The organism is Streptomyces sp. MS19, assembly GCF_047200595.1.
Lineage (GTDB): Bacteria > Actinomycetota > Actinomycetes > Streptomycetales > Streptomycetaceae > Streptomyces.
In genome coordinates this window covers 25213-47378 of sequence record NZ_JBJZOH010000032.1, presented here as the reverse complement: position 1 = coordinate 47378, position 22166 = coordinate 25213, and the positions used below count along the sequence as shown (strand labels likewise).

The window sequence follows — 22166 nt, the reverse complement described above, 5'->3', positions numbered from 1 at the left end:
CCGCCGGAGCGCGGGCGGGCGCACCCGGCCCGGCGGGGGCGGGGGTGGTCAGGGCCTAGAGTGAGGCCCATGACCAAGTGGGAATACGTGACCGTTCCGCTGCTGGTGCACACGACCAAGCAGATCCTGGACAACTGGGGCGAGGACGGCTGGGAGTTGGTGCAGGTCATCCCGGGGCCGAACCCGGAGCAGCTGGTGGCGTACTTCAAGCGCCCCAAGGGCGGGCAGGCATGAGCGTCGTCGAGGACCGGCTGGCGGCCGTCGGGCTCGCGGTGCCGCCCGTCGCGCCGCCCGCCGGGGTGTACGTGCCGGCCGTGCTGAGCGGCTCGTACGTGTACACGTCGGGGCAGGTGCCGCTGGTGGACGGGGCGCTGCCGTACGCCGGGAAGGTCGGCGCCGCTGTCACGGCCGAGCAGGCGTACGAGATGGCGCGGCTGTGCGCGCTGAACGCGCTGGCGGCCGTCAAGTCGGTCGTGGGCGATCTCGACCGGGTCGTGCGGGTCGTGAAGGTGCTCGGCTTCGTCGCGTCGGCGCCGGACTTCACGGGGCAGCCGCAGGTGGTGAACGGCGCGAGCGAGCTGCTCGGCGAGGTCTTCGGCGAGGCGGGGCGGCACGCGCGCAGCGCGGTCGGGGTGGCGTCGCTGCCGCTGGACGCGCCGGTGGAGGTCGAGATCGTGGTGGAGGTCAGGACGGACACCGCCGCCGAGGGGCCCGCGGCCTCCTGACGCCGCGGTCCTGACACCGTCCGAACGCGCGCCCCGAAGTCGCGCCGGACCCCGGTGCCGGGCTCAAGCTCCGTGCCACAATGGCGCGTTGGCCCGGTGGGGCCGGTGCGGCCCCGGGTGTGCGGAGGGTGGCGTGAGCAGAGGCGATCACCGGTGAGCGCGCCGTTCGCGTACGAGCGGCACCTCACCGACCGGCCCGAGCGGGCGGACGCGCTGGTGGACCTGTCCGACGTGGTGCGCGACGCCCGCCTCGGGCCCCCGGGGGCGCGGTCCCTCGACCGGCTGCGGCTTGTCGTCCAGGCGCTCGGCGACCGGCTGCGGGACCGGTGGGTGACGGTGCACGCCATCGCCGGGCAGGGGCTGCGGGCGGCCCGCACCGAGTACCCCGACCGGCTGGACATCGACCGGCTCGAACGGCTCGCCAAGTCGGGTCTCGTCACCGAACTCCCGGACGCGGACGGCCCGCTCCTCGACATCGCCGGGATGACGGGCCTGCCCGTCATCGGCCGCGGCGCCTACGCCGCCCACCGCGCCGGCCGCCCCTGGCTCCAGGGCAACACCACGCAGTTCCTCGCCCCGCGCCCCGCCCCCGGCCGCACCGCGCACCTGGTGGAGCGCGACCTGGGCGTCGTCCGGGGCCACGCGCGCCCGGCCGGCCCGCCGCGTACGCCGCTCCCGGACATCGTGGCCCGGCACTGGCGCTGTCCCGAGCGGACCTGCTCCCTCTACGACCGCAGGCGCGGCGAGGCCGTCCTGCTGCCCCGCCTCCACGACGGAGTACCGGAGTGCGAGTGGCACCACGTCCCGCTGGCCGACGACGGGCCGCGCGTCCCGGTCGCCCAGCTCAAGCTGCTCCACGGCCACGGGACCGTTCACCGCTTCCACCTCGAAGCGGGCACGCGCGCCCTCCTCGGCCGGGCGGCGGGCGCCGCCGGGGGAACGGGCCGCGTGCTCGCCGTCGACGGGCTGCTGCCCCCGGCGGAGGCGGCGCGGCTCGCCGACCGCCACCTGGAGATCCAGGTGGCGCCGGACGCCGTTCGGCTGCTCGATCTGAGCGGCGGACGTACGCGGTTGTGGCGCCCGGGTCCTGACGGTGGCGGTTGGTCGCGGCTGAGCGGGGAGCGGCCCACCGTCCTGCGGGTGACCGATGTCGTCGAACCCGCGCCCGGCGTCACGCTCGCGCGCGGCGGGCGGCGGCTGCCCGCCGAGATCGCCGAGGAGTGGCGGCAGGCCGCCGCGCGGGCCGACGGCCATGACGGTGAGTGAGGAGCGAGCCACGCATTGTTTCACGTGAAACGCTGCGTAATGACCCCCGTGGCCCCCGGCGGCCCGACGCCGCCCCCGCCCATCGGGTAGAACAGACGGATGACTGACGCCACGTCCGACGACTCCCGGCAGCAGCCCGATTGGGAGAAGCGGTTCCGCGCGCCGCGCGTGAGCCTCCCGCGCTGGGCCGAGGACGCCCCCGACCGTTCCCTCTTCGTCTCGAACGCCACCGGCACGTTCGAGCTGTACGCCTGGGACCGCGCCACCGGCGAGCGGCGCCAGGCCACCGACCGTCCCAACGGCACGGTGCACGGCGCGCTCAGCCCGGACGGCGCGTGGATCTGGTGGTTCAAGGACAGCGACGGCGACGAGTTCGGCAGCTGGGTGCGCCAGCCGTTCCACGGCGGCCCGGACGAGCCGGCCACGCCGGGTCTTGAGCCCGCCTGGTCCGCCGGGCTCGCGCTCGGCAGGGACGGCACGGTCGTCGTGGGGCGGATGACCGAGGAGGAGGGCACCACCGTGCACCTCCTGCCCGCCGACGGCGGCGCCCCCGTGGAGGTCTACCGGCACCGCCAGTCCGGCGGCGTGGGCGACCTCAGCCACGACGGGACGCTCCTCGCCATCGAGCACACCGAGCACGGCGACGCGATGCACTCGGCGATCCGCGTCGTACGCCCGGACGGCACCCCGGCCGCCGAGCTGGACGACACGGCGGGCGGCACGAAGGAACTCGGCCTGTCCGTCCTCGGCTTCGCACCGCTGGACGGCGACCCGCGGCTGCTCGTCGGCCACCAGCGGCGCGGCCGGTGGGAACCGATGATCTGGAACCCGCTGACCGGCGAGGAGACCGAGCTGCACCTCGGCCTGCCGGGCGACACCGACGCCGAGTGGTACCCGGACGGCAGCGGCCTGCTCGTCTCGCACAGCCACCACGCGCGCGACGAGCTGTGGCGCCACGACGGCGCCACCGGCCGCCCCGAGCGGATCGAGACCCCGCCCGGCACGATCCTGGGCGCCTCGCCGCGCCCCGACGGCGCCGTCGAGTACCTGTGGTCGTCGGCCGCCGAGCCGCCCGTCGTACGGTCCACGACCGGCCGCACGGTACTGGAGCCGCCGGGGCCGCGCGCGCCGCGCTCGGTGCCGGTGACGGACGCCTGGGTGGAGGGGCCCGGCGGGACGGTGCACGCGCTCGTGCAGCGCCCGGCGGAGGGCGAGGGCCCGTTCCCCACCGTCTTCGACATCCACGGCGGCCCGACCGCGCACGACAGCGACGAGTTCGCCGCCGGGCCCGCCGCCTGGGTGGACCACGGCTTCGCCGTCGTCCGCGTCAACTACCGCGGCTCGACCGGCTACGGCCGCGCCTGGACCGACGCGCTCAAGCACCGCGTCGGCCTGATCGAGCTGGAGGACGTCGCGGCGGTCCGCGACTGGGCGGTGGCCGAGGGGCTGGCCGACCCGGAGCGGCTCGTCCTCACCGGCGGCTCGTGGGGCGGCTACCTGACGCTCCTCGGCATCGGCGCCCAGCCGGACGCCTGGGCGGTCGGCGTGGCGGCCGTGCCGGTGGCGGACTACGTCGCCGCGTACGACGACGAGATGGAGGCGCTGAAGGCGCTGGACCGCACGCTCTTCGGCGGCGCCCCGGAGGAGGTGCCGGACCGGTGGACCGCGTCGTCACCGCTGACGTACGTGGACGACGTCCGCGCGCCCGTCTACATCTCGGCCGGGCTGAACGACCCGCGCTGCCCGATCCGGCAGATCGAGAACTACGTGGACCGCCTGAAGGCCAGGGGCGCGGCGCACGAGGTGTACCGCTACGACGCCGGGCACGGCTCGCTCGTCGTGGCGGAGCGGATCAAGCAGGTGGCGCAGGAGATCCGCTTCGCGCTGGCACATCTTCCCGAGGCCGCGACCGGGACATAGGAGGGGCCTGCTGCGGCGGCGCGATGCCCAGCTCGGCGTCCCGCCGCTGCTCCACCTCGCGCCGCACCAGGCGGAACCACATGAAGACCGTGAAGGCCGCGAAGACGAACCACTCGGCGGTGTAGCCCAGGTTCTGGAACGCGTCCATGTCGAGGCCGGTGCCGGACGGCGCCGTCACGGGCACCGCCCGCATCGGCTCCTCGGCGTCCCGCACGGTCAGCCAGCCGTCGGTGACGGGGTACGGGAGGATGTTGATCAGCGACGCCGCGCCGATCACCCCGAGCTGACCCGACGGCAGCCCGTCGGTGGGCCCCTCGACCTCGCTGGGTGACTCGGGGGCCTGCACGGCGCCGGTGACGGTGACCTCGCCCGCGGGCGGCTCCGGTACGCGCCCGGCGTCGGCGGTACCGGGCAGCCAGCCGCGTACGACGGGCAGCGCGGGCGAGCCGTCCGCCGGGCGCAGCATCGCCAGCGCGTAGAAGCCGGTCTCCCCCTCCAGGCCGCGGCCGGGGACGAGGAGCTGGTGCCCGGCGTCGAACGTGCCGGTGACCTCCGCCTGTTCGCCGACCGTCTCGGTGGTCAGCGGGAGCAGTTCCTCCAGCGGGCGCGGCTCGCCGGTCGCCTCGGCCTGCTCCTCCGCCTGCCGGTGGTTGTCCACCTGCTGCTCGAACCGTCCCAGCTGCCACATGCCCGCGATCAGGCAGACCGGGATCGCGAGGACGGCGAAGACGTTGATCGCCCACCAGCGCGGCGTGAGGAGGAACCGGTACACAGCCCCCACCGTACTGGGGCGGGCCGGGCTCAGACCGCCGGGGCCTCCAGAACACCCGTGCGGTAGACCGTCCCGGAACAGCTGCCCTCCAGGCGGATCTGCGCCGCCTCGGGCCCGCCGGCCGCCGGGGTGTAGCGCAGGAGCACCCCTTCGGACGACTCGGCGCCCCCACCGCCCGTGCCGCCCGGTGTGGGGTCGGTGCCGCCGGTGCCGCCGTCGACCGGGGGCTGGGAGCCGCCGGTCTCGCCCGTGCCGCCGCCGGTGGCCGGGGGCTCGCCGGTGCCGCCGGTGGACGGCGGGGTGGGCTCGGTGGTGCCGGTCTCGCCGCTGCCGCCGCCGGTGGCCGGTTCGCCCGTACCGCCGGTGGACGGGGGCTCGCCGGTGCCGCCGTCGGTGCCGTCCGGGTCAGTCCCCACCGGTTCGCCGCTGGGTGTGGAGCCGGGCTCGGAGCCGCCGCCCAGGTCGGTGCTCAGCCCGCCGTCGTCGGCCGGTTCGGCCGCGACCTCGCACGAACGGGCCGCGCCGGTGCTCGGCACCCACGCGAACCGCACCTCGTACGCCTCGCCGGGCGGCAGCACCAGTTCCTCCGGCGTCTCGTCCGGCGCGGGCAGGCCGGGCGCGCGGTCGCCCTCGGTGCGGTCGAGGACCTGGACCTGCGCGGTGGTGAAGCTGCCGCCGAGCGGCAGGGCGGAGAGTTCGCCGTTGCCGGTGACGCGGCAGGCGTCCGCCGAGACATTGACCAGGCGGATGGAGCCGTAGACGCGGCCCTGGCCGTCGGGCGTGCCCGTGACGGTCGTGACCTGGCCGAGCTGCCCGCGGTCGCACGTCGGCGAGGCGATGCCGAGGTCCCAGTCGCTGTCGCCGTCCGCCTCCTGACCGCCGCCGCCGTCCTCGGGGGAGTCGCCGTCCGAGCCGTCGGGGCGGGGTTCCGCGGAGGACCAGGAACGGCCGTCGGACGGGTAGGGGCCAGGCCCGCCGGGCTCGCCGCCCTGCTCGTGCGTGCCCTCGACGACCGCGCCCTGGTCGCTGCCGAGCGCGGCGCCCTGGCGGCCCGGCCCGCCGGAGCCGCCGGTGGCGGACAGGACGAGCGGCGTGCCGATGCCGAGGAGCGCGACGGACGCCGCAGCGCCGAACAGCAGTTGCCTGCGGCGGCGCCGCCGCGTCGTCACGGCCTGGCGGAGGTGGTCGAGCGTGCCGGCGGCCGGTTCGCGCGCGATGCCGTCCACGGCGTGCCGCAGCAGGCGGCGCAGGCTCTCCTCGCCGGCCTCCGCACCGGCGTCGTCCGGCGGCTCGGGGCCGTCGGGGAACCCCGCCACCGGGTCCGTCCGCAGCGGCTCGCGCGGTGGACGACCGGAGTCGCGGTCGGTCATCTGGCGTCCTCCATGGCGACGCGCAGCGCCGCGATGCCCCGGGAGCCGTACGCCTTGACCGAACCGGCGGAGATGCCCAGGGTCCTGGCGACCTCGGCCTCGGTCATGTCGGCGAAGTAGCGCAGCACGAGGACCTCGCGCTGGCGGCGCTGGAGGCCGCGCATGGCCTTGATGAGGTCGGCGCGTTCCAGCTTCTCGTAGGCACCCTCCTCGGCGCTCGCCATGTCGGGCAGCGGCTTCGAGAGGAGTTTGAGGCCGAGTATGCGGCGGCGCAGGGTGGAACGGGACAGGTTCACGACGGTCTGGCGCAGGTAGGCGAGCGTCTTCTCCGGGTCGCGGACGCGGCTGCGCGCGGAGTGGACGCGGATGAACGCCTCCTGCACGACGTCCTCGCACGACGCCGTGTCGTCCAGCAGCAGGGCGGCGAGACCGATCAGCGAGCGGTAGTGCGCCCGGTAGGTCTCGGTGAGGAAGTCGATGGTGGTGCCTTCAGCCATCGTGCCGTCCGCGGCCTCGCCCACGGCGTGGCGGCCCGCCGCGGGCCGGGCGGCGGGGGCTGCGGCCGGAGCCGGTGGACCGGGCGGCGACGGCACGGAGGCGGGCAGGGGGGCGATCACCGGCATGCCCCGAAGGCGCGGCGCTGCTGTACGCGGTAGGCGTCGCGGGGGCGTTGTCGTGATGTCGAGTACCTCTGCCACGCCTGTTGGACACGCTCTCCCCCGCAAAGGTTGTACGGCGCGGGCGGGATGACGGTCGGGGGGCCCAGCGTCCTCACTTCCACCACCTGCCCGTATGTCCTGTCCGATGGGCGTCCTGATGGCCCGGGAGGGCTCCTGAAGACGCTCCCCGCACCGCGGTTGGTTCCAGGCGGTGCGGGGAGAGGAAATCGTCCCCCGGGCCGTCGGCCCTGAGCAAGGCATCCGGCCCTACGACTTGGTCACGGGAGCTTCACATCCGGTAGGGGGCACTCGGCTCCCGGGGGCGGCGCGGCCGGGTGTCAGCGGCCGGTGCCGCCGTAGACGACGGCCTCGTCCGAGTCGCTGTCGAGGCCGAACGCGGTGTGGACCGCGCGGACGGCGGAGCTGACGTCGTCGGAGCGCGTGACGACCGAGATGCGGATCTCGGAGGTCGAGATCAGCTCGATGTTCACGCCCGCGTTGGACAGCGCCTCGAAGAACGTCGCGGTGACGCCGGGGTTGGTCTTCATCCCCGCGCCGACCAGCGAGATCTTGGCGATCTGGTCGTCGTAGCGCAGCGCGTCGAAGCCGATCAGCGGGCGGCGCTTCTCCAGCGCGTCGATCGCCTTGCGGCCCTCGTCCTTGGGCAGGGTGAACGAGATGTCCGTCAGGCCGGTCGCGGCCGCGGAGACGTTCTGGACGACCATGTCGATGTTGACCTCGGCGTCCGCGATGGTGCGGAAGATGGTCGCCGCGACACCCGGCTTGTCGGAGACCCCGACGACGGTGATCTTCGCCTCGGAGGTGTCGTGGGCGACGCCCGAGATGATTGCCTGCTCCACCGGCTGACCTCCGAGCGGTTGGTTGCTGACCCAGGTCCCCTTCAGGCCGGAGAACGACGACCTGACGTGGATCGGGATGGTGTAACGACGCGCGTACTCGACGCACCGGTGCAGCAGCACCTTGGAGCCTGAACTCGCCAGCTCCAGCATGTCCTCGAACGAGATCCACTCGATCTTCCGCGCCTTCGGGACGACGCGCGGGTCGGCCGTGAACACGCCGTCCACGTCCGTGTAGATCTCGCAGACCTCCGCGCCCAGCGCCGCGGCGAGCGCGACGGCCGTGGTGTCCGAGCCGCCGCGCCCGAGGGTCGTGATGTCCTTGCCGCTCTGCGACACGCCCTGGAAACCCGCGACGATGGCGATGTTGCCCTTGTCCACGGAGCTGCGGATGCGGCCCGGCGTCACGTCGATGATGCGCGCCTTGTTGTGGACGGAGTCGGTGATGACGCCGGCCTGGCTCCCGGTGAACGACTGCGCCTCGTGCCCGAGCGCGCCGATCGCCATCGCCAGCAGCGCCATGGAGATCCGCTCACCCGCGGTGAGCAGCATGTCCAGCTCGCGCCCCGACGCGACCGGGGACACCTGCCCCGCCAGGTCGATCAGCTCGTCCGTCGTGTCGCCCATCGCCGAGACGACGACGACGACCTGGTTGCCGTTCTTCTTGGCCTCGACGACCCGCTTGGCGACCCGTTTGATGCCCTCGGCGTCGGCTACGGAGGAGCCGCCGTACTTCTGCACGACAAGGCCCACGTGTGTCGCTCCTTGCTCTCTCAGTGCTCTCACTCCCCGTGACCGTGGGGCGGGCACGGACGGATGCGGATGAAGTGTAACGAGCGGGTGCCGCCGCCCGGCCGCCCGTCCAGCAGCGACCCCTGCCCGCCCGGACGCGCGGCCACACGGAAACGCGCGGGAAACGTAACGGACCTCACACGGCGGCGGACGCCCCTCCTCCTCACCCGGACCGGATGTGTGTCGCCCACGGCCGTCGTAATGTGCCGGTATGGGGCATTCATCCGGCGTCGAGGCGCTGGACCGCTTTCTGGTCGACGCGGTCCGCTCGACGGGTGGGCACAGCGGCGTGATCTACCTGCTCGCGCCCGGCGAGCCGGTGCTGCTGCTCGCGTCCGTCCTCGGGCTGCCCGCCGCACAGGCCGTCACCTGGTCCCGCATCAGCCTCGACACCCCCATGCTGCTGACCCAGGCCGTCCGCGACCAGCGCCTGCGCTGGCAGCACAGCCAGGAGAACCAGCAGGCGGGGCTCAGCCCCTCGATGCCCTACCCGTTCGCCATCGCGCAGACGCCGCTGATCAGCGACGACGGCACCTGCTGGGGCGCGCTCGGCGTCATCTGGTCCCCCTCCCACCCCGCCGCCCTGTCCCCGGCGGAACGGTCGTCGCTGGAGGACGCGGCACAGGGCGCCGCCACCCTGCTGCGCCGCGCCGCCGACGCCGGGCGCCCCATGACGGCCGGCAGGTACGCCCGCGAGGTGACGCCGCCCCGTACCCGCACGCCCAGCCACGAGGAGGCGCTCGCCGCGGCCGACTTCACCGAACGCCTCCCCGAGGGCTGCTGCGGCCTGCGGCTGGACGGCACCGTCGTCCACGCCAACAGCGCCGCGGCCCGCCTCCTCGGCACCGACCGGCCGGAGGAACTGCTCGGCGCGCCCCTGTGGGAACGCCTCGCCTGGCTCAACGACCCCGTCCACACCGACCGCTACCGCGCGTCCCTGATGAGCCGCGAGCCGAAGACGTTCCTCGTGCTGCGCCCGCCCGACCAGTCGCTCCGCTTCCGGCTCTTCCCCGGCGCGTCCGGCATCAGCGTCCGCATCTCCCCGAGCGACGAACAGGCCGCCGCGCCCGTACGCGGCGCGACGGCGACCCAGGACAGCGTCCTCCAGCGCGTCACCCAGCTCGCGTCCGCGCTCACGCAGGCCATCGGCGTGCAGGACGTCGTGCGGCTGGTCGCCGACCAGGTGCTGCCCGCGTTCGACGCGCAGGGGCTCGTCGTGTACGTGACGGAGGGCGGCCGGCTGCGCGTCGCCGGCTACCGGGGGTACACCGCCGAGGCCATCGACCACTTCGACGGCACGCCGCTGGAGTCGCCGCCCAACCCGGCGGCCCAGGTGGTGCACGACCGCCGCCCGCAGTTCGTGGAGTCCACCGGCGACATGCTCGCCCGCTACCCGGAGATCCCCGACGTCACCGGCAAGGCCGCCTGGGCGTTCCTGCCCCTGGTCACGACGGGCCACGCGGTCGGCTGCTTCGTCCTGTCCTACGAACGGCCGCACGCGTTCACCCGCGACGAACGGACCGTCCTCACCTCGCTCGCCAGCCTCATCTCCCAGGCCCTCGACCGCGCCCGCCTCTTCGACGCGAAACAGCAGCTCGCCCGCCAGCTCCAGGCCGGCCTCCTGCCCCACGAACTGCCCGCGCTGCCGGGACTCGACGTCGCCGCCCGTTACCTCCCGGCGACGCGCGGCATGGACATCGGCGGCGACTTCTACGACGTCATCCCGCTGGACAACGGGAACGTCGCCGTCGTCATCGGCGACGTGCAGGGCCACAACGTCACCGCCGCCGCCCTGATGGGACAGGTCCGCACCGCCGTGCACGCCAGCGCGGGCGAGCCGCCCGAAGAGGTGCTCGGGCGGACGAACCGGCTGCTCACCGACCTGGACCCGGGCCTGTTCACCAGCTGCCTCTACATCCAGCTCGACGTGACGCGCTGCCGCGCCGTCGTCGCCACCGCGGGCCACCCACCGCCGCTGCTGCGCCACCCGGACGGGCGGATCACCGTCCCCGACGTCCCGCCGGGACCGCTGCTCGGCATCGAGGCGGGCGCGCAGTACCCGGAGGTCGAGCTGCCGATGCCGCCCGGCTCGGTGCTGCTGCTGTACACGGACGGCCTCGTGGAACGCCCCGGCCTCGACCCCGACGACGCCACCGCCGCCCTCGCCCGCGACCTCGCGGCCGCCGCCGAACGGTCCGCCGGGCTCGGCGGCACGATGGACGACCTCGCCGACCGGCTGTTGCGCACCCGCCACACCGAGAACCGCGACGACGACATCGCCCTCCTCCTGCTCAGCCCGTCCGGCCCCGCCGCCGCTCGGGAACCGGCGGCGGCCCGCCGGCCGTAGGCGTGCCGCGCGGCGTGGACCTCGTCCATGTGCGCCTCCGCCCAGCCCTTCACCGCGCGCACCACCGGCACGGCGGGCGTGACCGTACGGGTGACCAGGCCGTCACGCTCCAGGCGCCGCAGCGTCTGCGTCAGCCTCTTCCGGCTGACGCTCGCGAGCCGCCGCGCCGGCTCGCTGTACCGGCAGGGGCCGTCGGCCGGCGCGACGGGCAGCAGGCTGACCCACTTGTCGGCGATGCGGTCGAGCAGCTGCGTCCGCACACCCCGACCGTGACCGTCAGGAGGCGCCGCCGGTGCCGCCGGCGGCCTTCAGCCCCAGCGGCGTGGCGATCTCCGCCTCCATCACGCGCCCGGCCTGCCGCTCCAGGTCGCCGTCCTCCGCGTCGCTGTCGGTGTCGAGACCGTCCAGCTCGGCCAGCGGGGTGTCGAGCCGTACGTGCGCCACCAGCGACTGGAGCGCGCGCAGGGCGCCGCTCGCGGTCGGCCCCCAGTTCGACAGGTACGAGAACTGCCACCACCACAGGCCCTCGCTGACCCGTCCCGCGTGGTAGTGGGCCATGCCGTGCCGCAGGTCGGAGATGATGTCGGCCAGGTCGTCCGAGATGCGGGACGCGACCGGCGTGCTGCGCGGCACGTACGGGTCGAAGACCTCCGAGTAGACGTCCACCGGCGCCAGCAGCGTGGCCAGCCGCTCGCGCAGCTCGTCCATGTCCGGCTCGGGACCCGTGTCCGCCTCGTACCGCTCGTCCGGGACGATGTCCTCGTGCGCGCCCAGGCGCCCGCCCGCCAGCAGCAGCTGGGAGACCTGGAGGAGCAGGTACGGCACCGCGCTGTCCGGGTCGTCGCCCTTCGCGACCTCCCCCACCGCGACGATGAAGCTCTCCACCTGGTCGGCGATCTGGACGGCGAAGCTGTCGGGCCCGGCGGCCCCTTCCGTCCCCTGCTGTCCCGGCCCGTCGTGCGTACCCGGCGTACTCGACATCACGCGGTGGCCTCCCCTGCGGTCCCTGCGTCCGCTCCGGCTGTCCTACACATCAAGCAGCCGCCTTCCCTCGAACGCGCGGCCCAAGGTCACCTCGTCGGCATACTCCAAGTCTCCCCCGACCGGCAGCCCGCTGGCCAGCCGGGTGACGCGCAGACCCAGCGACCCGACCATCCGCGCCAGGTAGGTGGCGGTGGCCTCGCCCTCCAGGTTCGGGTCGGTGGCGAGGATCAGCTCGGTGACCGCGCCGTCGGCGAGGCGGGCCAGGAGTTCCCTGATCCGCAGATCGCCGGGGCCGACGCCGTCGATCGGGCTGATCGCCCCGCCCAGCACGTGGTACTTGCCGCGGAACTCCCGGGTGCGCTCGATCGCCACGACGTCCTTGGGCTCCTCGACCACGCAGATCACCGCCTGGTCGCGGCGCGGGTCGAGGCAGACGCGGCAGCGTTCCTCCTGCGCGACGTTGCCGCACTCGGCGCAGAACCTGACCTTCGCCTTCACCTCGGTCAGCGCGCGGGCGAGGCGCGTCACGTCGGCCGGCTCCGACTGGAGGATGTGGAACGCGATCCGCTGGGCACTCTTCGGGCCGACGCCGGGCAGCCGGCCGAGCTCGTCGATGAGGTCCTGGACCACGCCTTCGTACACGGCTTGCCTCGTCTCTGTCCCGGGCTGCCCGGGGAATCCGGAAGGGTAGGGGTGGGGTCAGAAGGGCAGGCCGGGCAGGCCGCCACCGCCGCCGAGGCCCTGGGCGAGCGGGCCGAGCTTCTCCCTGGCGAGGTCCTGCGCCGCGCTGTTCGCGTCGCGCACGGCGGCGACGACGAGGTCGGCCAGCGTCTCCGTGTCCTCCGGGTCCACGGCGCGCGGGTCGATCACCAGGGCGGTCAGCTCGCCGGAGCCGGTCACCGTGGCCTTGACCAGGCCGCCGCCCGCGCTGCCCTCGACGGGCGTCTCGGCCAGCTCCTGCTGGGCCGCCGCGAGATCCTGCTGCATCTTCTGGGCCTGCTGCAACAACTGCTGCATATCGACCCCGCCACCACCACTGGGAAACACGGCCTCACTCCTGGCTCGTCGACGTCTCGTGCACCCCCGAGCCTACGGGCTGGGGGCGCCGCCGTGTCACTCGTGGTGGAACTCCTCGATGACCGTCGCCCCCAGCTCCCGTACGAACAGCTCCTGGCCGCTGAGCGCGGTGTCGGACAGGTCCGGGTCGTCGTCGGCCGCGATGTCGTCCTCGGCGGCGACGGGCGGCGGCGCGACCGGCCGGGGCGGTTCGGGCGCGGGCGGGGCGGGGCGGGGCGCGGGTTCCGGCGCCGACGGTGCCCGTGCGGGCGGCGGCGCCTGCTGAACGGGCGCGGCGGGACGCGGCGGGACGGGCGCGCCACCGCCACCGCCACCACCACCGGTCACGACCGCCTCGACGCGGCACTGCGCGCCGAGGAGGTCACCCATGACCTGCCGCAGGACATCCTCGCTGCCGCTGTTCGCGAAGCTGTCCCGCGCGCCCGCGGTGGTGAAGCCGAGCTGGAGCGTCGCCCCGTCGAAGCCGGTGACCCGCGCGTTCTGGCTGAGCAGGATCCAGCTGAACCGGCGCCGCTTCTTGACGGCCTCCAGGATCTCCGGCCACATCTGCTGCACGCGCGAGGGATCACCGCCGCCTCCGGGGGGCGCGGCGGCGGGCGGCGGCGGGGCGGCGGGCGCGGGTACCGGCTCGGCGGGCGCCGGAGGCGGCGCGGCGGCGCTCCGGGTGGGCCACGCGCCGGGCCGGGTGGCGGGCGCCTCCCGCACGGGCGGCGGAGGCGCGGGGGCCTGCACGACGGGAGGAGCGACCGGCGGCTGAGGTGCCACGGGCTGCGGGGGCGCCACCGGCTGCGGCTGCTGCTGAACGGGCGCGACCACCGGACCCGCCGCCGTTCCCCCGCCGCCGACACCCCGCTCCAGCCGGTCGAGACGCGCCTGGAGCGACCGTTCGTCCCCGTACGCGGCGGGCAGGAGCACGCGCGCGCAGATCAGTTCAAGGTGGAGGCGCGGGGACGTGGCGCCGCGCATCTCGGTGAGCCCGGTGTTGACCAGGTCGGCGGCCCGGCTCAGCTCGGCGGGGCCGAGCGCCGTGGCCTGCGCCTGCATCCGCTCCCGCACGTCCGCCGGGACGTCGACGAGCCCCTTGTCCGCCGCGTCCGGCACCGCGGCGAGGATCAGCAGGTCGCGCAGCCGCTCCAGCAGGTCGGCGGCGAACCGGCGCGGATCGTGTCCGCCCTCGATCACCCGGTCCACGACGTCGAAGACCGCCGCGCCGTCCCCCGCCCCGAAGGCCTCCACGACGGAGTCGAGCAGCGCCCCGTCGGTGTAGCCGAGCAGGGCGGTCGCCATCTCGTAGGTGACGCCCCCCTCGGCGGCGCCGGCGAGCAGCTGGTCCATCACGGACATCGAGTCACGCACCGACCCGGCGCCGGCCCGCACCACCAGCGGCAGCACGGCGTCGGCGACGGGGATCGCCTCGTGCGCGCACACCTCGGCCAGGTAGTCCTTCAGCGTGCCCGGCGGCACGAGCCGGAACGGGTAGTGGTGCGTCCGTGACCTGATCGTCCCGATGACCTTCTCGGGCTCGGTGGTGGCGAAGATGAACTTCAGGTGCTCCGGCGGCTCCTCGACCACCTTCAGCAGGGCGTTGAACCCCGCCGGGGTCACCATGTGCGCCTCGTCGATGATGTAGATCTTGTACCGGCTCGACGCGGGCCCGAAGAACGCCTTCTCCCGCAGGTCGCGCGCGTCGTCCACACCGCCGTGCGAGGCGGCGTCGATCTCGATCACGTCGATGGACCCGGGCCCGTTCCTCGCCAGGTCGCGGCACGACTGGCACGCGCCGCACGGCGTCGGCGTGGGACCCTGCTCACAGTTGAGGCAGCGCGCCAGGATGCGCGCACTGGTCGTCTTGCCGCACCCACGCGGACCGCTGAAGAGATACGCGTGATTGACCCTGTTGTTCCGCAGGGCCTGCTGCAACGGGACGGTCACGTGCTCCTGCCCGATGACCTCGGCGAAGGTCTCGGGTCGGTAGCGGCGGTACAGCGCGAGGGAGGACACGTCTCCGACGATATAGGCCCCCACTGACACACAAGGGCCCCTCACGCACCCGCCAGAGCCCACCTACCCTTGCTGCCTTCCGGCCCTGGGGGAGTTCAGCGAGATAGCGCCACGTGAGGGGCTGCCCCCCACCCTACCGGATCACCACCCCCCACGCCCCCTCCCCCAAGCGGTTCGCAACCACAGCCCGTCGTCTTGTATCGTTTGCGACGGAGGATTCGCCTAGAGGCCTAGGGCGCACGCTTGGAAAGCGTGTTGGGTTCACACCCTCACGAGTTCGAATCTCGTATCCTCCGCACCCGCCCACCAGGGCAGACGAAGGGTCCGACCGCACTGCGGTCGGGCCCTTCGTCGTTGCGTGGTCTCAGTTCTGGTCTCAGTTGGCGCGCCCGGACGGTCATGAATCTGCGCGACTGCGCCTGGGGTGTGAGTGAGTCCGAGGTTCAGTTGGTGACCGTCTCGCACCACATACGTCTGGGCGAAGGCACGCGAAGGCTGGACTCCGATGAGCCACCATCGGGGCACGAATCCGAGCAGGTACGAGAAGTCCTCTGGCGGGGGTGCCCACAGATAGCCTTGAGGTGAGGCTCGTCTGGTGAGCCAGGACGAGAGGAACCCATGGCTGCAGCCGCCCCCGAAGAGGTCGAGTACGGCGAGGTCTTCACCCGTCGATGGGTCGTCGAGACGATTCTTGACCTGGTCGGTTACACGGCCAACAAAGACCTCACCCAGATGCGGCTCGTCGAGCCGTCGATCGGGTCGGGAGCGTTTTTCGTCCCCGTACTGGAGCGCCTACTCGAGTCCGCAAAGGTCCATGGCACCGATCTGTCGGCGCTGGCTGACTGTCTGTACGGTCTCGATCTCCAGCACGAGCATGTTGCGACCTGCCGAAAGAAGGCGGCGGACATGCTCCAAGCCGCTGGGGCAAGTCCGGCTGAGGCCCGAGTCCTATCCGCAGGCTGGCTGCGTCACGGCGACTTCCTTCTCGACGAGGTACCGACGGATGTCGATTTCGTGATCGGCAACCCGCCGTACATCCGCACCGAGGATCTCGATGATGAGACCGAGGCTGCCTACCGCAAGACATGGAGAACGATGCGTGGACGGGCGGACATCTACGTCGGCTTCTACGAGCGTTCACTCTCCGTGCTCGCGAGCGGCGGAAAGATCGGGTTCATCTGCGCCGACCGTTGGATGCGGAACGCCTACGGGAAGCACCTGCGGGGTCTCGTGACCTCACGCTACGCGGTCGAGTCTGTGTGGCAGATGCACGACGTGGACGCATTCGAAGCAGAGGTCTCGGCCTATCCCGCGATCACGGTACTGGCCAACTCTGAGCAGCGCAGCGCCACGTTCATCGACACCACGGCCGTATTCGGAGCAGCCTCCGCGAGCGAAGCCCTGTCGTTCGTGCGGAGCGAGGTGGAGGAAGCGTCGGGCCAGGGGTGGGAAGGCGCGCGCCTGCCCAGCTGGTTCGAGACCGACGATTTCTGGCCCGCAGGATCCCCTCACACCATCAAGCTCCTGGAACACCTTCAGGAGACGTTCCCGACCCTCGAAGCTGACGGCGCGACGAAGGTCAGCATCGGTGTCGCGACCGGAGCCGACAAGGCTTACATCATCAGCCCGGACGCCGGCATCGACGTCGAGCAAGATCGCCTGACGCCCATCGTCATGGCCGACGACATCCGTGCAGGTCGCCTCACTACGCCGTCGAAGATGCTGCTGAACCCGTGGGACGACGAGGGCAGGCTCGTGGATCCCGCAAACTACCCGAAGTTTGCTGCCGCGCTCGCGTCACACCCGAACGTCAAGAAACGGTTCGTGGCGAGGAAGAACCCGAACACCTGGCACCGCACCATCGACAAGGTCTACCCCGGCCTCGCCGAACGGCCGAAGCTGCTTCTTCAGGACATGAAAGCCAAGATCACACCGGTACTGGAGCCCGGCGGTTACTACCCGCACCACAACCTGTACTACATCGTCTCGTCGTCGTGGGACATGGAAGTGCTCGGCGGGCTGCTGTTGTCACGGATCGCCGAGGCTTTCGTGAGCGCCTATGGCGTGAAAATGCGTGGCGGCACACTCCGATTCCAGGCGCAGTACCTGCGGAAGATCGCCGTTCCACGCCCCGAAGACATCCCCCAGGACATCGCCTCAAGGCTTCGTGAGGCGTTCCGCGCCAGCGATAGGACAGCCGCGACGCTTGCGGCCGAAGAAGCGTACGGGCTGCCTGCCGGCAGCATCTGAGCATCCAATTAGAAGAAGAGGGCCATGAGCGACCTGACACCTGTCGAGATCTGGCGCGCCGCTGTTCTCGGCTACTGGACCGGCCTGGACCTGCAAGCCGCGAAGCAGGGGCAGGTGACCGGAGTCAGGGACACGGGTAACCGTGCAGCCGTCACGGGTGGGAAGCAGATGGACGCGATGCAGGAAGCCGTGGCGAAACTTTGGCGTGCCCATCCGGACATCACCCTTGAGGTGCGCACGGAGGGTCACAATAATCTGCCGGCGTACTTTCGCCCGGCGAAGAACTGGGATCTCCTGGTGCTCTACCGCAGCTCTCTGATCGCAGCGATGGAGTTCAAGTCTCAGCGAGGTCCCTCGTTCGGCAACAACTTCAACAACCGAACCGAGGAAGCCCTCGGGCTCGCGGCCGACTCCCAGACGGCCGTGGAGCGGGGCCTGTTCGGCAAATTGAAGCCGTGGTTCGGCTTCATCATGCTCGTGGAGCGCGCGCCCGGATCGTTGAGCGCGGTCAAGGTGCCCGGCAACATGCCGTTCAAGGCTGACCCGATTTTCGAGGGGGCCTCGTACGTGGACCGGTACAAGATCTTCTTCGAGCGCATGGTCAAGGAAGGCAACTACGACGCTGTTGCTCTACTCACTGCCGAGGCGGGCAACGAAGACTTCGTCGAGCCATCGGTGAGCCTGTCGTTGGCCAATCTTGAGGCAGCCATCCGTGCACGCATCGAGTACATCAAGACGCTGCCGGACGATGTGTTCGACGAATTGACACACTGAATCGATCCGTTTGAGGGCATCAGTGATCACGTGATTACAGGGCCAGTACCGGGTGGGGAAGCAGGCACGGGAGGAGACAGCAGGGCGCGGCGCGGGCGCGGGAGAGGGCGTCGGGCGCGGCCCCGGGGGGCGAAGGTGCGCTTCCACCGCGGCCATGTATCGCTCGCGGACATCCGCCAGCGCCCGCAGGTCGACGACCGACGTCGGGATCACCATCGCCGTGTCGTCTGCCACTGGGGCCGAGCGCCACGCATCCTTCATGCTCTACCCGGCCACCATCCGTGTACGGGCGACGAGTTCGTCATACGCGGCGCCCACCTCCGGAGCCAGCACGCGATCGGCCGCCACCTCCAAGTCCGGGCCTCAACAGAACTTGATCAAGGTCGGCGAGTCACTGACAAGCGGCACTGCGTTCATCGGGGTGGCACCCACCAAACGAGATCTCGTCGACATCTACATCGACTGCGCAAGCGGGAGCCGGCTCGGCGACGGCAGCCATGTGATCTCGGAGCTGCTCCCGCCCGACCAGGCGCGCGAGCTCCTCACCACGATCATCAAAACGACCCCCTGGCTCCAGGAAGCCCTTGCACTCTCAGTGGTAGACGGGTGGCTCGCGGGCGACTTTCCGAAGTAGGTCCCTCGGCCGCCATGGGCTGCCCCAGCCAGTCGCCTAGTTTGGGTCTCATTCACCCCCGTCCGGCCGGGTTCACCCACCGTCCAGTGGTTCGTTCCGCCGCAGGTCAGGACGGGTGTGAACCCCGACGGACGACGTTCGGGAGAATGGGAAAGCGTGTTGGGTTCACACCCTCACGAGTTCGAATCTCGTATCCTCCGCACCCGCCTGAACAGGCGAAACGAAGAACCCGGACCGCTTCGGCGGCCGGGTTCTTCGGTATGTCCTGGCCTCAGTTCCAGTCCCGCTCATCTCGGGCATTCGCGACATCTCGTGCGGCGTGCCAGGGTCGCCCGCACTCCATCCCCGTCGACAAGCGCCCTCTGCGGGTGAACTCCCCACCGGATGGCGACGGTGGACCCGTCGAATGCGCGATTCTTGGCTCCGCTGGGGGCCGCCCCGGTCCCCAGCCGTGTTCCCGGTTTCGCGAGGTGTTCCGCATGACGTCCCGATCCACGCTGACGGCCTGGTTGGCCGGTCTCGACGCGCCACGGCTGTCGCGCGTACTCGGGATACGTAAGGACACCCTGGCGCCACCGGAGCCACGTTCCATGGAGGAGTCGGCGGAACGTCTCCTGCGGCCAGGCTCGGTGGCGCTCGTCCTGCCACAGCTACCGCTGCCCTGCCTCCAAGTGGCCGAGGCCCTGGCCGCCTTGGGAACTCCCCTGTCGCGCGGCGCCCTGGCGAGGGCACTGGGAGCGACGGCACCCGCCGCCTCTCGGGAACTGGACGTCGTTCTGGAGGCTCTGGCCGATCACGCGCTGGTCTGGCCGGACGGGGACGGGAACCTCCACATGGTCGCCCCCTTGCGGCAGTCGTGGGACGCGCCCCTCGGGCTGGACGCACCGCTGGAGGAGCTGCTGGAAGGCGTGACCTCCGAGGAACTGCGCGGCATGCTCGTAGCGCTGGGCATCGAGCCGCCCGGCACCAGGCGGCAACGCACGGCCGCCGTCCTGGAACACCATGGCGATCCGCAGCGCGTCGCCGCAGTGATCGCGAAGGCGCCTCCGGCCGCCCGGCAGCTGCTGGAGCGACGGGCGAAGTCCGCACCACAGGACACTGAATTCGTCATGTTCGGGGCTGCCATGGCCAATGTCCCGCCGGGCGAGCGATGGGCCCTGGACAGGGGGTTCCTGATCCGCGGCCGCCACGGATACGGGCCGGGCCGCATGCCCGCCGAAGTGGCACTCGCGCTGCGCGGGCCGGACTGGAGTGCGCCGTTCGATCCCGTACCGCCCGTGGCGGAGCTGGTGCCCGTCACAGAGGTGGAGGTGGAACGAGAGGCGACCGCGGCTGCCACGGCCTTCGCGATCCACGCCGCCTCGGTCCTGTCGGCCTGCTCGGCGGCCCCACCGGTCCGGCTGAAGTCCGGCGGGATCGGCGCGCGTGAACTGGGGCGGATCGGCAAGGCCGCGCAGGCCGACGACGCGGTGGTGCGCATCACCCTGGAGGTCGCCTACTCGATCGGTTTGCTGTGCACCGACGGCGACCGCATCGTACCCACCGCGGTGTACGACACCTGGGCGGCGCAGGAACCCGCAGCGCAGTTCGCCGACCTGCTTCACGCATGGTGGAACCTCCAGCTCACTCCTTCGCAGTCCCGCGACGAGGACAACAAGGCGCTTGCCGCCGTGGCCGGGGCCCCTCGCTGCGGTGCTTGCCTCCAGGCCCGGCGCGGGCTGCTCGCAGCGGCGGCAGCGCTTCCGGAAAGCCAGGGTGTGCGGGTCGGCACCGATCTGGGTCCGCTCGTGGCCTGGCAACGTCCGCTCGCCCATCCGTCGTTCCACGACGAGACGCCCTTCGCCGCAGCCGTCCGCGAGGCCGAGCTGACGGGCGTCATCGCCCGAGGCGCTCTCTCCCGGCTCGGTGCGGCCCTGACGACCGGCGACCGGGAGAAACTGGCCGTCGCATGTCGGCGGCTGTTGCCGGAGGCCACGAGAACGGCCCGGTTCGGCGGCGACCTCACCGCCGTCGTCACCGGCACGCCCTCCGTGCGCCTGGCCGAGCTCCTGGATTCGACCGCCGACCGGGAGACCAGCGGTATGGCCTCGGTATGGCGGTTCAGCGGCGACAGCGTCCGCCGCGCCCTGGACACCGGTCGCACTCCGGACGAGATCTCGGCCGAGCTGACCGCCGTCGCCGACGGGCCCCTGCCGCAGCCCTTGTCCTATCTCGTCACCGACGCCGCCCGCCGTCACGGTCGCATGCGCATCGCCCCCGCCGCCTGCGTCGTCCACAGCGACGAACCCGCGCTCCTGGCCGAGCTCGCCGCCCACCGGGCGCTCGGCGTACTCGGGCTGCGACAGCTCGCCCCGACGGTGCTCGTCAGCGGCAGCTCGCCCGACAAGACCCTCGCCGCGCTCCGAGGCCAGGGCTATGCGCCCGTCGCCGAGGCCCCGGACGGAACCGTACGCATCGAGAAGGTGCCGCCTCGGCGGGCCGCCGAGGTTCCGGCCCCCCGGAAGGCCACCGCGGAGGCCGGCACCGGGCGCTCAGCACACCGAACGGCGGAGGCGCCCGCAGTCGACCCGTCCGCGGTGGCGGCCCGGTTGCTGGTCACCCCACCGACCGTTCCGGAGCCCGATCCATTCGGCACCGGGGTTCCCTTCGGCACGGACACCGAAGAGATCGTCGCCGGATACGCAAAGCATCTGCCGTACACCGACGTCCGCCAGCTGGCACACGCCATCGACAGGGGCACGGCCATCACCGTCGAGTACGTCGCCGCCTCGGGCAGCCGCACCGTGCGCACCCTCGGCCGCCTCGAACTCGACCCGCCCTACCTGGAAGCGTGGTGCCGCCTTCGAAACGCCGATCGTGTCTTCACCCTCTCCCGCATCCAAGGCGTCATGCCGGCGTGGGCAGACGACCTGGCGTAACGCCCACGCCGCGGCGCGGCGGCCGCACTCCCCGACAAAAGCCGGGACACCTGTCACCCATCGAGATATAGCTGATGGCACGAGTGATATCAGGAGGTGTGCCCCATGAGTCGAACCGTGATCGACCTCGACGACGAGCTGCTGGCCGATGTCGCCCGAGCGCTCGGCACCAGAACCAAGAAGGAGACGGTCAACACCGCGCTGCGCGAGGTACTGGAGAACCGGCGGAGGGCGCTCGTACTCGCTCGACTGCGCGCGGCCTCCGCCGACGGCGCCTTCGACCTGGAGCTCTTCCAGAAGAAGGGTGACTACCGCCGGTGAACGCCGCGCAGTTCCTGATCGACACCAGCGCCCTGGCACGCCTCATGCGCACCGACGCCGAGCAGTTCGGCTGGGACCAGGCAGCCGCCGCCGGACTCATCGCGACGTGCCCGAGCACGGAGCTCGAATTCTGCTACAGCGCCCGCTCCGCGGCAGACCGCGCTCAAGGCATCGAGGACATGCGTGTGCTGTTCGGATGGGTGCCGGTCGATGACCGCGCCTACGACCGCGCCTGACAGGTGCAGGAAGCGCTCACCAAGCGAGGACAACACCGCAGTGCCGGAGCCGTGGATCTGGTCGTGGCCGCTACGGCGGAACTGCAAGGGCTGACGCTCCTGCACTGCGACGGCGATTTCGAATGCATCGCGACGGTCACCGGCCAGGCCCTTCAGTGGTACGGACCGGACACCGGCAAGTAAGGCAGAAGGACGCCGGACTCCCGCTGTTCGCAGTCTCACTTCTGGTCTCATTCACACCTGTCCTCCTCCGTCCGGACGGG

18 protein-coding genes, 1 tRNA gene, 1 other RNA gene and 2 pseudogenes are annotated in these 22166 nt (G+C 72.1%); 12 read left to right on the top strand and 10 right to left on the bottom strand.

The annotated features are described in order from the left end of the window. Positions 1–69: 69 nt before the first annotated feature. The 4 genes from ACL02R_RS23800 (at position 70) to ACL02R_RS23785 (ending at position 3911) form a co-directional block, all read left to right on the top strand. On the top strand, positions 70–234 hold the full coding sequence (locus tag ACL02R_RS23800) for a DUF4177 domain-containing protein (protein ID WP_129841541.1): 165 nt from the start codon (positions 70–72) through the stop codon (positions 232–234). Then, positions 231–725 carry a RidA family protein gene (locus tag ACL02R_RS23795; RefSeq protein ID WP_412799012.1) on the top strand — a complete coding sequence of 165 codons (495 nt, stop codon included), beginning with the start codon at positions 231–233 and terminating at the stop codon, positions 723–725. Before ACL02R_RS23800 ends, ACL02R_RS23795 begins: the two co-directional genes overlap by 4 nt. 153 nt (positions 726–878) lie before the next feature. Beyond that, the gene (locus tag ACL02R_RS23790; RefSeq protein ID WP_412799011.1) at positions 879–1991 is read left to right on the top strand and encodes an FHA domain-containing protein; all 1113 of its coding nucleotides are present in this window, start codon (positions 879–881) and stop codon (positions 1989–1991) included. 99 nt (positions 1992–2090) lie between these two features. Then, positions 2091–3911 (top strand): S9 family peptidase, encoded by a 1821-nt coding sequence (locus ACL02R_RS23785; protein ID WP_412799010.1) that lies wholly within the window; start codon positions 2091–2093, stop codon positions 3909–3911. Here the strand turns inward: ACL02R_RS23785 and ACL02R_RS23780 are convergent. From ACL02R_RS23780 to ACL02R_RS23765, 4 genes are all read right to left on the bottom strand, one after another. Next, entirely contained in the window at positions 3844–4683 is an 840-nt protein-coding gene (locus tag ACL02R_RS23780) for an SURF1 family protein (protein ID WP_412799009.1), read from the bottom strand. The two genes, ACL02R_RS23785 and ACL02R_RS23780, sit on opposite strands and share 68 nt — an antisense overlap. A 29-nt stretch (positions 4684–4712) precedes the next feature. Beyond that, positions 4713–6053, bottom strand: coding sequence for a hypothetical protein (locus tag ACL02R_RS23775; protein ID WP_412799008.1), 1341 nt, complete (start codon positions 6051–6053; stop codon positions 4713–4715). After that, positions 6050–6751, bottom strand: a complete 702-nt coding sequence (locus ACL02R_RS23770; RefSeq protein ID WP_412799007.1) for a SigE family RNA polymerase sigma factor — start codon at positions 6749–6751, stop codon at positions 6050–6052. The genes ACL02R_RS23775 and ACL02R_RS23770 overlap by 4 nt, the downstream gene beginning before the upstream one ends. A gap of 299 nt (positions 6752–7050) precedes the next feature. After that, positions 7051–8322, bottom strand: a complete 1272-nt coding sequence (locus ACL02R_RS23765; RefSeq protein ID WP_412799006.1) for an aspartate kinase — start codon at positions 8320–8322, stop codon at positions 7051–7053. Positions 8323–8572: 250 nt separating this feature from the next. On the opposite strand from ACL02R_RS23765, the gene ACL02R_RS23760 reads away from it, so the two are divergent. After that, positions 8573–10708 (top strand): SpoIIE family protein phosphatase, encoded by a 2136-nt coding sequence (locus tag ACL02R_RS23760; protein ID WP_412799005.1) that lies wholly within the window; start codon positions 8573–8575, stop codon positions 10706–10708. On the opposite strand, the pseudogene ACL02R_RS23755 reads toward ACL02R_RS23760, so the two are convergent. From ACL02R_RS23755 to ffs, 6 genes and pseudogenes are all read right to left on the bottom strand, one after another. Further along, positions 10699–10959 (bottom strand): annotated as a pseudogene (locus ACL02R_RS23755) (winged helix-turn-helix transcriptional regulator); the annotation flags it as partial. The gene ACL02R_RS23760 and the pseudogene ACL02R_RS23755 sit on opposite strands and share 10 nt — an antisense overlap. Positions 10960–10984: 25 nt before the next feature. Then, positions 10985–11689, bottom strand: coding sequence for a DUF5063 domain-containing protein (locus ACL02R_RS23750; protein ID WP_412799004.1), 705 nt, complete (start codon positions 11687–11689; stop codon positions 10985–10987). 45 nt (positions 11690–11734) lie between these two features. Beyond that, entirely contained in the window at positions 11735–12334 is a 600-nt protein-coding gene (gene recR / locus ACL02R_RS23745) for a recombination mediator RecR (RefSeq protein WP_362965087.1), read from the bottom strand. 57 nt (positions 12335–12391) lie between these two features. Continuing rightward, a complete protein-coding gene (locus tag ACL02R_RS23740) occupies positions 12392–12709 on the bottom strand; it encodes a YbaB/EbfC family nucleoid-associated protein (protein ID WP_398842526.1) in 318 nt (105 codons plus the stop codon). 96 nt (positions 12710–12805) lie between these two features. Then, positions 12806–14770, bottom strand: a complete 1965-nt coding sequence (locus ACL02R_RS23735) for a DNA polymerase III subunit gamma and tau (RefSeq protein ID WP_412799003.1) — start codon at positions 14768–14770, stop codon at positions 12806–12808. 29 nt (positions 14771–14799) lie between these two features. After that, positions 14800–14896, bottom strand: an RNA gene (gene ffs, locus ACL02R_RS23730) — signal recognition particle sRNA small type. A gap of 85 nt (positions 14897–14981) precedes the next feature. Between ffs and ACL02R_RS23725 the strand changes: the two genes are divergently transcribed. The 7 genes and pseudogenes from ACL02R_RS23725 (at position 14982) to ACL02R_RS23695 (ending at position 22086) form a co-directional block, all read left to right on the top strand. Further along, positions 14982–15066 (top strand) — tRNA-Ser (locus tag ACL02R_RS23725). A 322-nt stretch (positions 15067–15388) separates the two neighbouring features. Beyond that, positions 15389–17020: an Eco57I restriction-modification methylase domain-containing protein gene (locus ACL02R_RS23720; RefSeq protein WP_412799002.1), complete on the top strand. Its 1632-nt coding sequence runs from the start codon at positions 15389–15391 to the stop codon at positions 17018–17020. A gap of 24 nt (positions 17021–17044) precedes the next feature. Beyond that, entirely contained in the window at positions 17045–17794 is a 750-nt protein-coding gene (locus ACL02R_RS23715; protein WP_412799001.1) for a PaeR7I family type II restriction endonuclease, read from the top strand. Between the two features lie 259 nt (positions 17795–18053). Then, positions 18054–18428 (top strand): hypothetical protein, encoded by a 375-nt coding sequence (locus ACL02R_RS23710; RefSeq protein ID WP_412799000.1) that lies wholly within the window; start codon positions 18054–18056, stop codon positions 18426–18428. A gap of 479 nt (positions 18429–18907) precedes the next feature. Then, positions 18908–21346, top strand: a complete 2439-nt coding sequence (locus ACL02R_RS23705; RefSeq protein ID WP_412798999.1) for a helicase-associated domain-containing protein — start codon at positions 18908–18910, stop codon at positions 21344–21346. A 105-nt stretch (positions 21347–21451) separates the two neighbouring features. Further along, complete coding sequence (locus tag ACL02R_RS23700; RefSeq protein WP_412798998.1) at positions 21452–21667, top strand: type II toxin-antitoxin system VapB family antitoxin; 216 nt, start codon at positions 21452–21454, stop codon at positions 21665–21667. Then, positions 21664–22086 (top strand): annotated as a pseudogene (locus tag ACL02R_RS23695) (PIN domain nuclease). Before ACL02R_RS23700 ends, ACL02R_RS23695 begins: the two are co-directional and overlap by 4 nt. Positions 22087–22166: the final 80 nt, after the last annotated feature.

Bases quoted from the DNA above. Each gene is read 5' to 3' on its own strand.
- ACL02R_RS23800 (WP_129841541.1), top strand. From the start codon at position 70: ATGACCAAGTGGGAATACGTGACCGTTCCGCTGCTGGTGCACACGACC.
- ACL02R_RS23795 (WP_412799012.1), top strand. From the start codon at position 231: ATGAGCGTCGTCGAGGACCGGCTGGCGGCCGTCGGGCTCGCGGTGCCG.
- ACL02R_RS23785 (WP_412799010.1), top strand. From the start codon at position 2,091: ATGACTGACGCCACGTCCGACGACTCCCGGCAGCAGCCCGATTGGGAG.
- ACL02R_RS23775 (WP_412799008.1), bottom strand. From the start codon at position 6,053: ATGACCGACCGCGACTCCGGTCGTCCACCGCGCGAGCCGCTGCGGACG.
- ACL02R_RS23760 (WP_412799005.1), top strand. From the start codon at position 8,573: ATGGGGCATTCATCCGGCGTCGAGGCGCTGGACCGCTTTCTGGTCGAC.
- ACL02R_RS23750 (WP_412799004.1), bottom strand. From the start codon at position 11,689: ATGTCGAGTACGCCGGGTACGCACGACGGGCCGGGACAGCAGGGGACG.
- ACL02R_RS23740 (WP_398842526.1), bottom strand. From the start codon at position 12,709: ATGCAGCAGTTGTTGCAGCAGGCCCAGAAGATGCAGCAGGATCTCGCG.
- ACL02R_RS23720 (WP_412799002.1), top strand. From the start codon at position 15,389: ATGGCTGCAGCCGCCCCCGAAGAGGTCGAGTACGGCGAGGTCTTCACC.
- ACL02R_RS23715 (WP_412799001.1), top strand. From the start codon at position 17,045: ATGAGCGACCTGACACCTGTCGAGATCTGGCGCGCCGCTGTTCTCGGC.
- ACL02R_RS23710 (WP_412799000.1), top strand. From the start codon at position 18,054: ATGCTCTACCCGGCCACCATCCGTGTACGGGCGACGAGTTCGTCATAC.
- ACL02R_RS23705 (WP_412798999.1), top strand. From the start codon at position 18,908: ATGACGTCCCGATCCACGCTGACGGCCTGGTTGGCCGGTCTCGACGCG.
- ACL02R_RS23700 (WP_412798998.1), top strand. From the start codon at position 21,452: ATGAGTCGAACCGTGATCGACCTCGACGACGAGCTGCTGGCCGATGTC.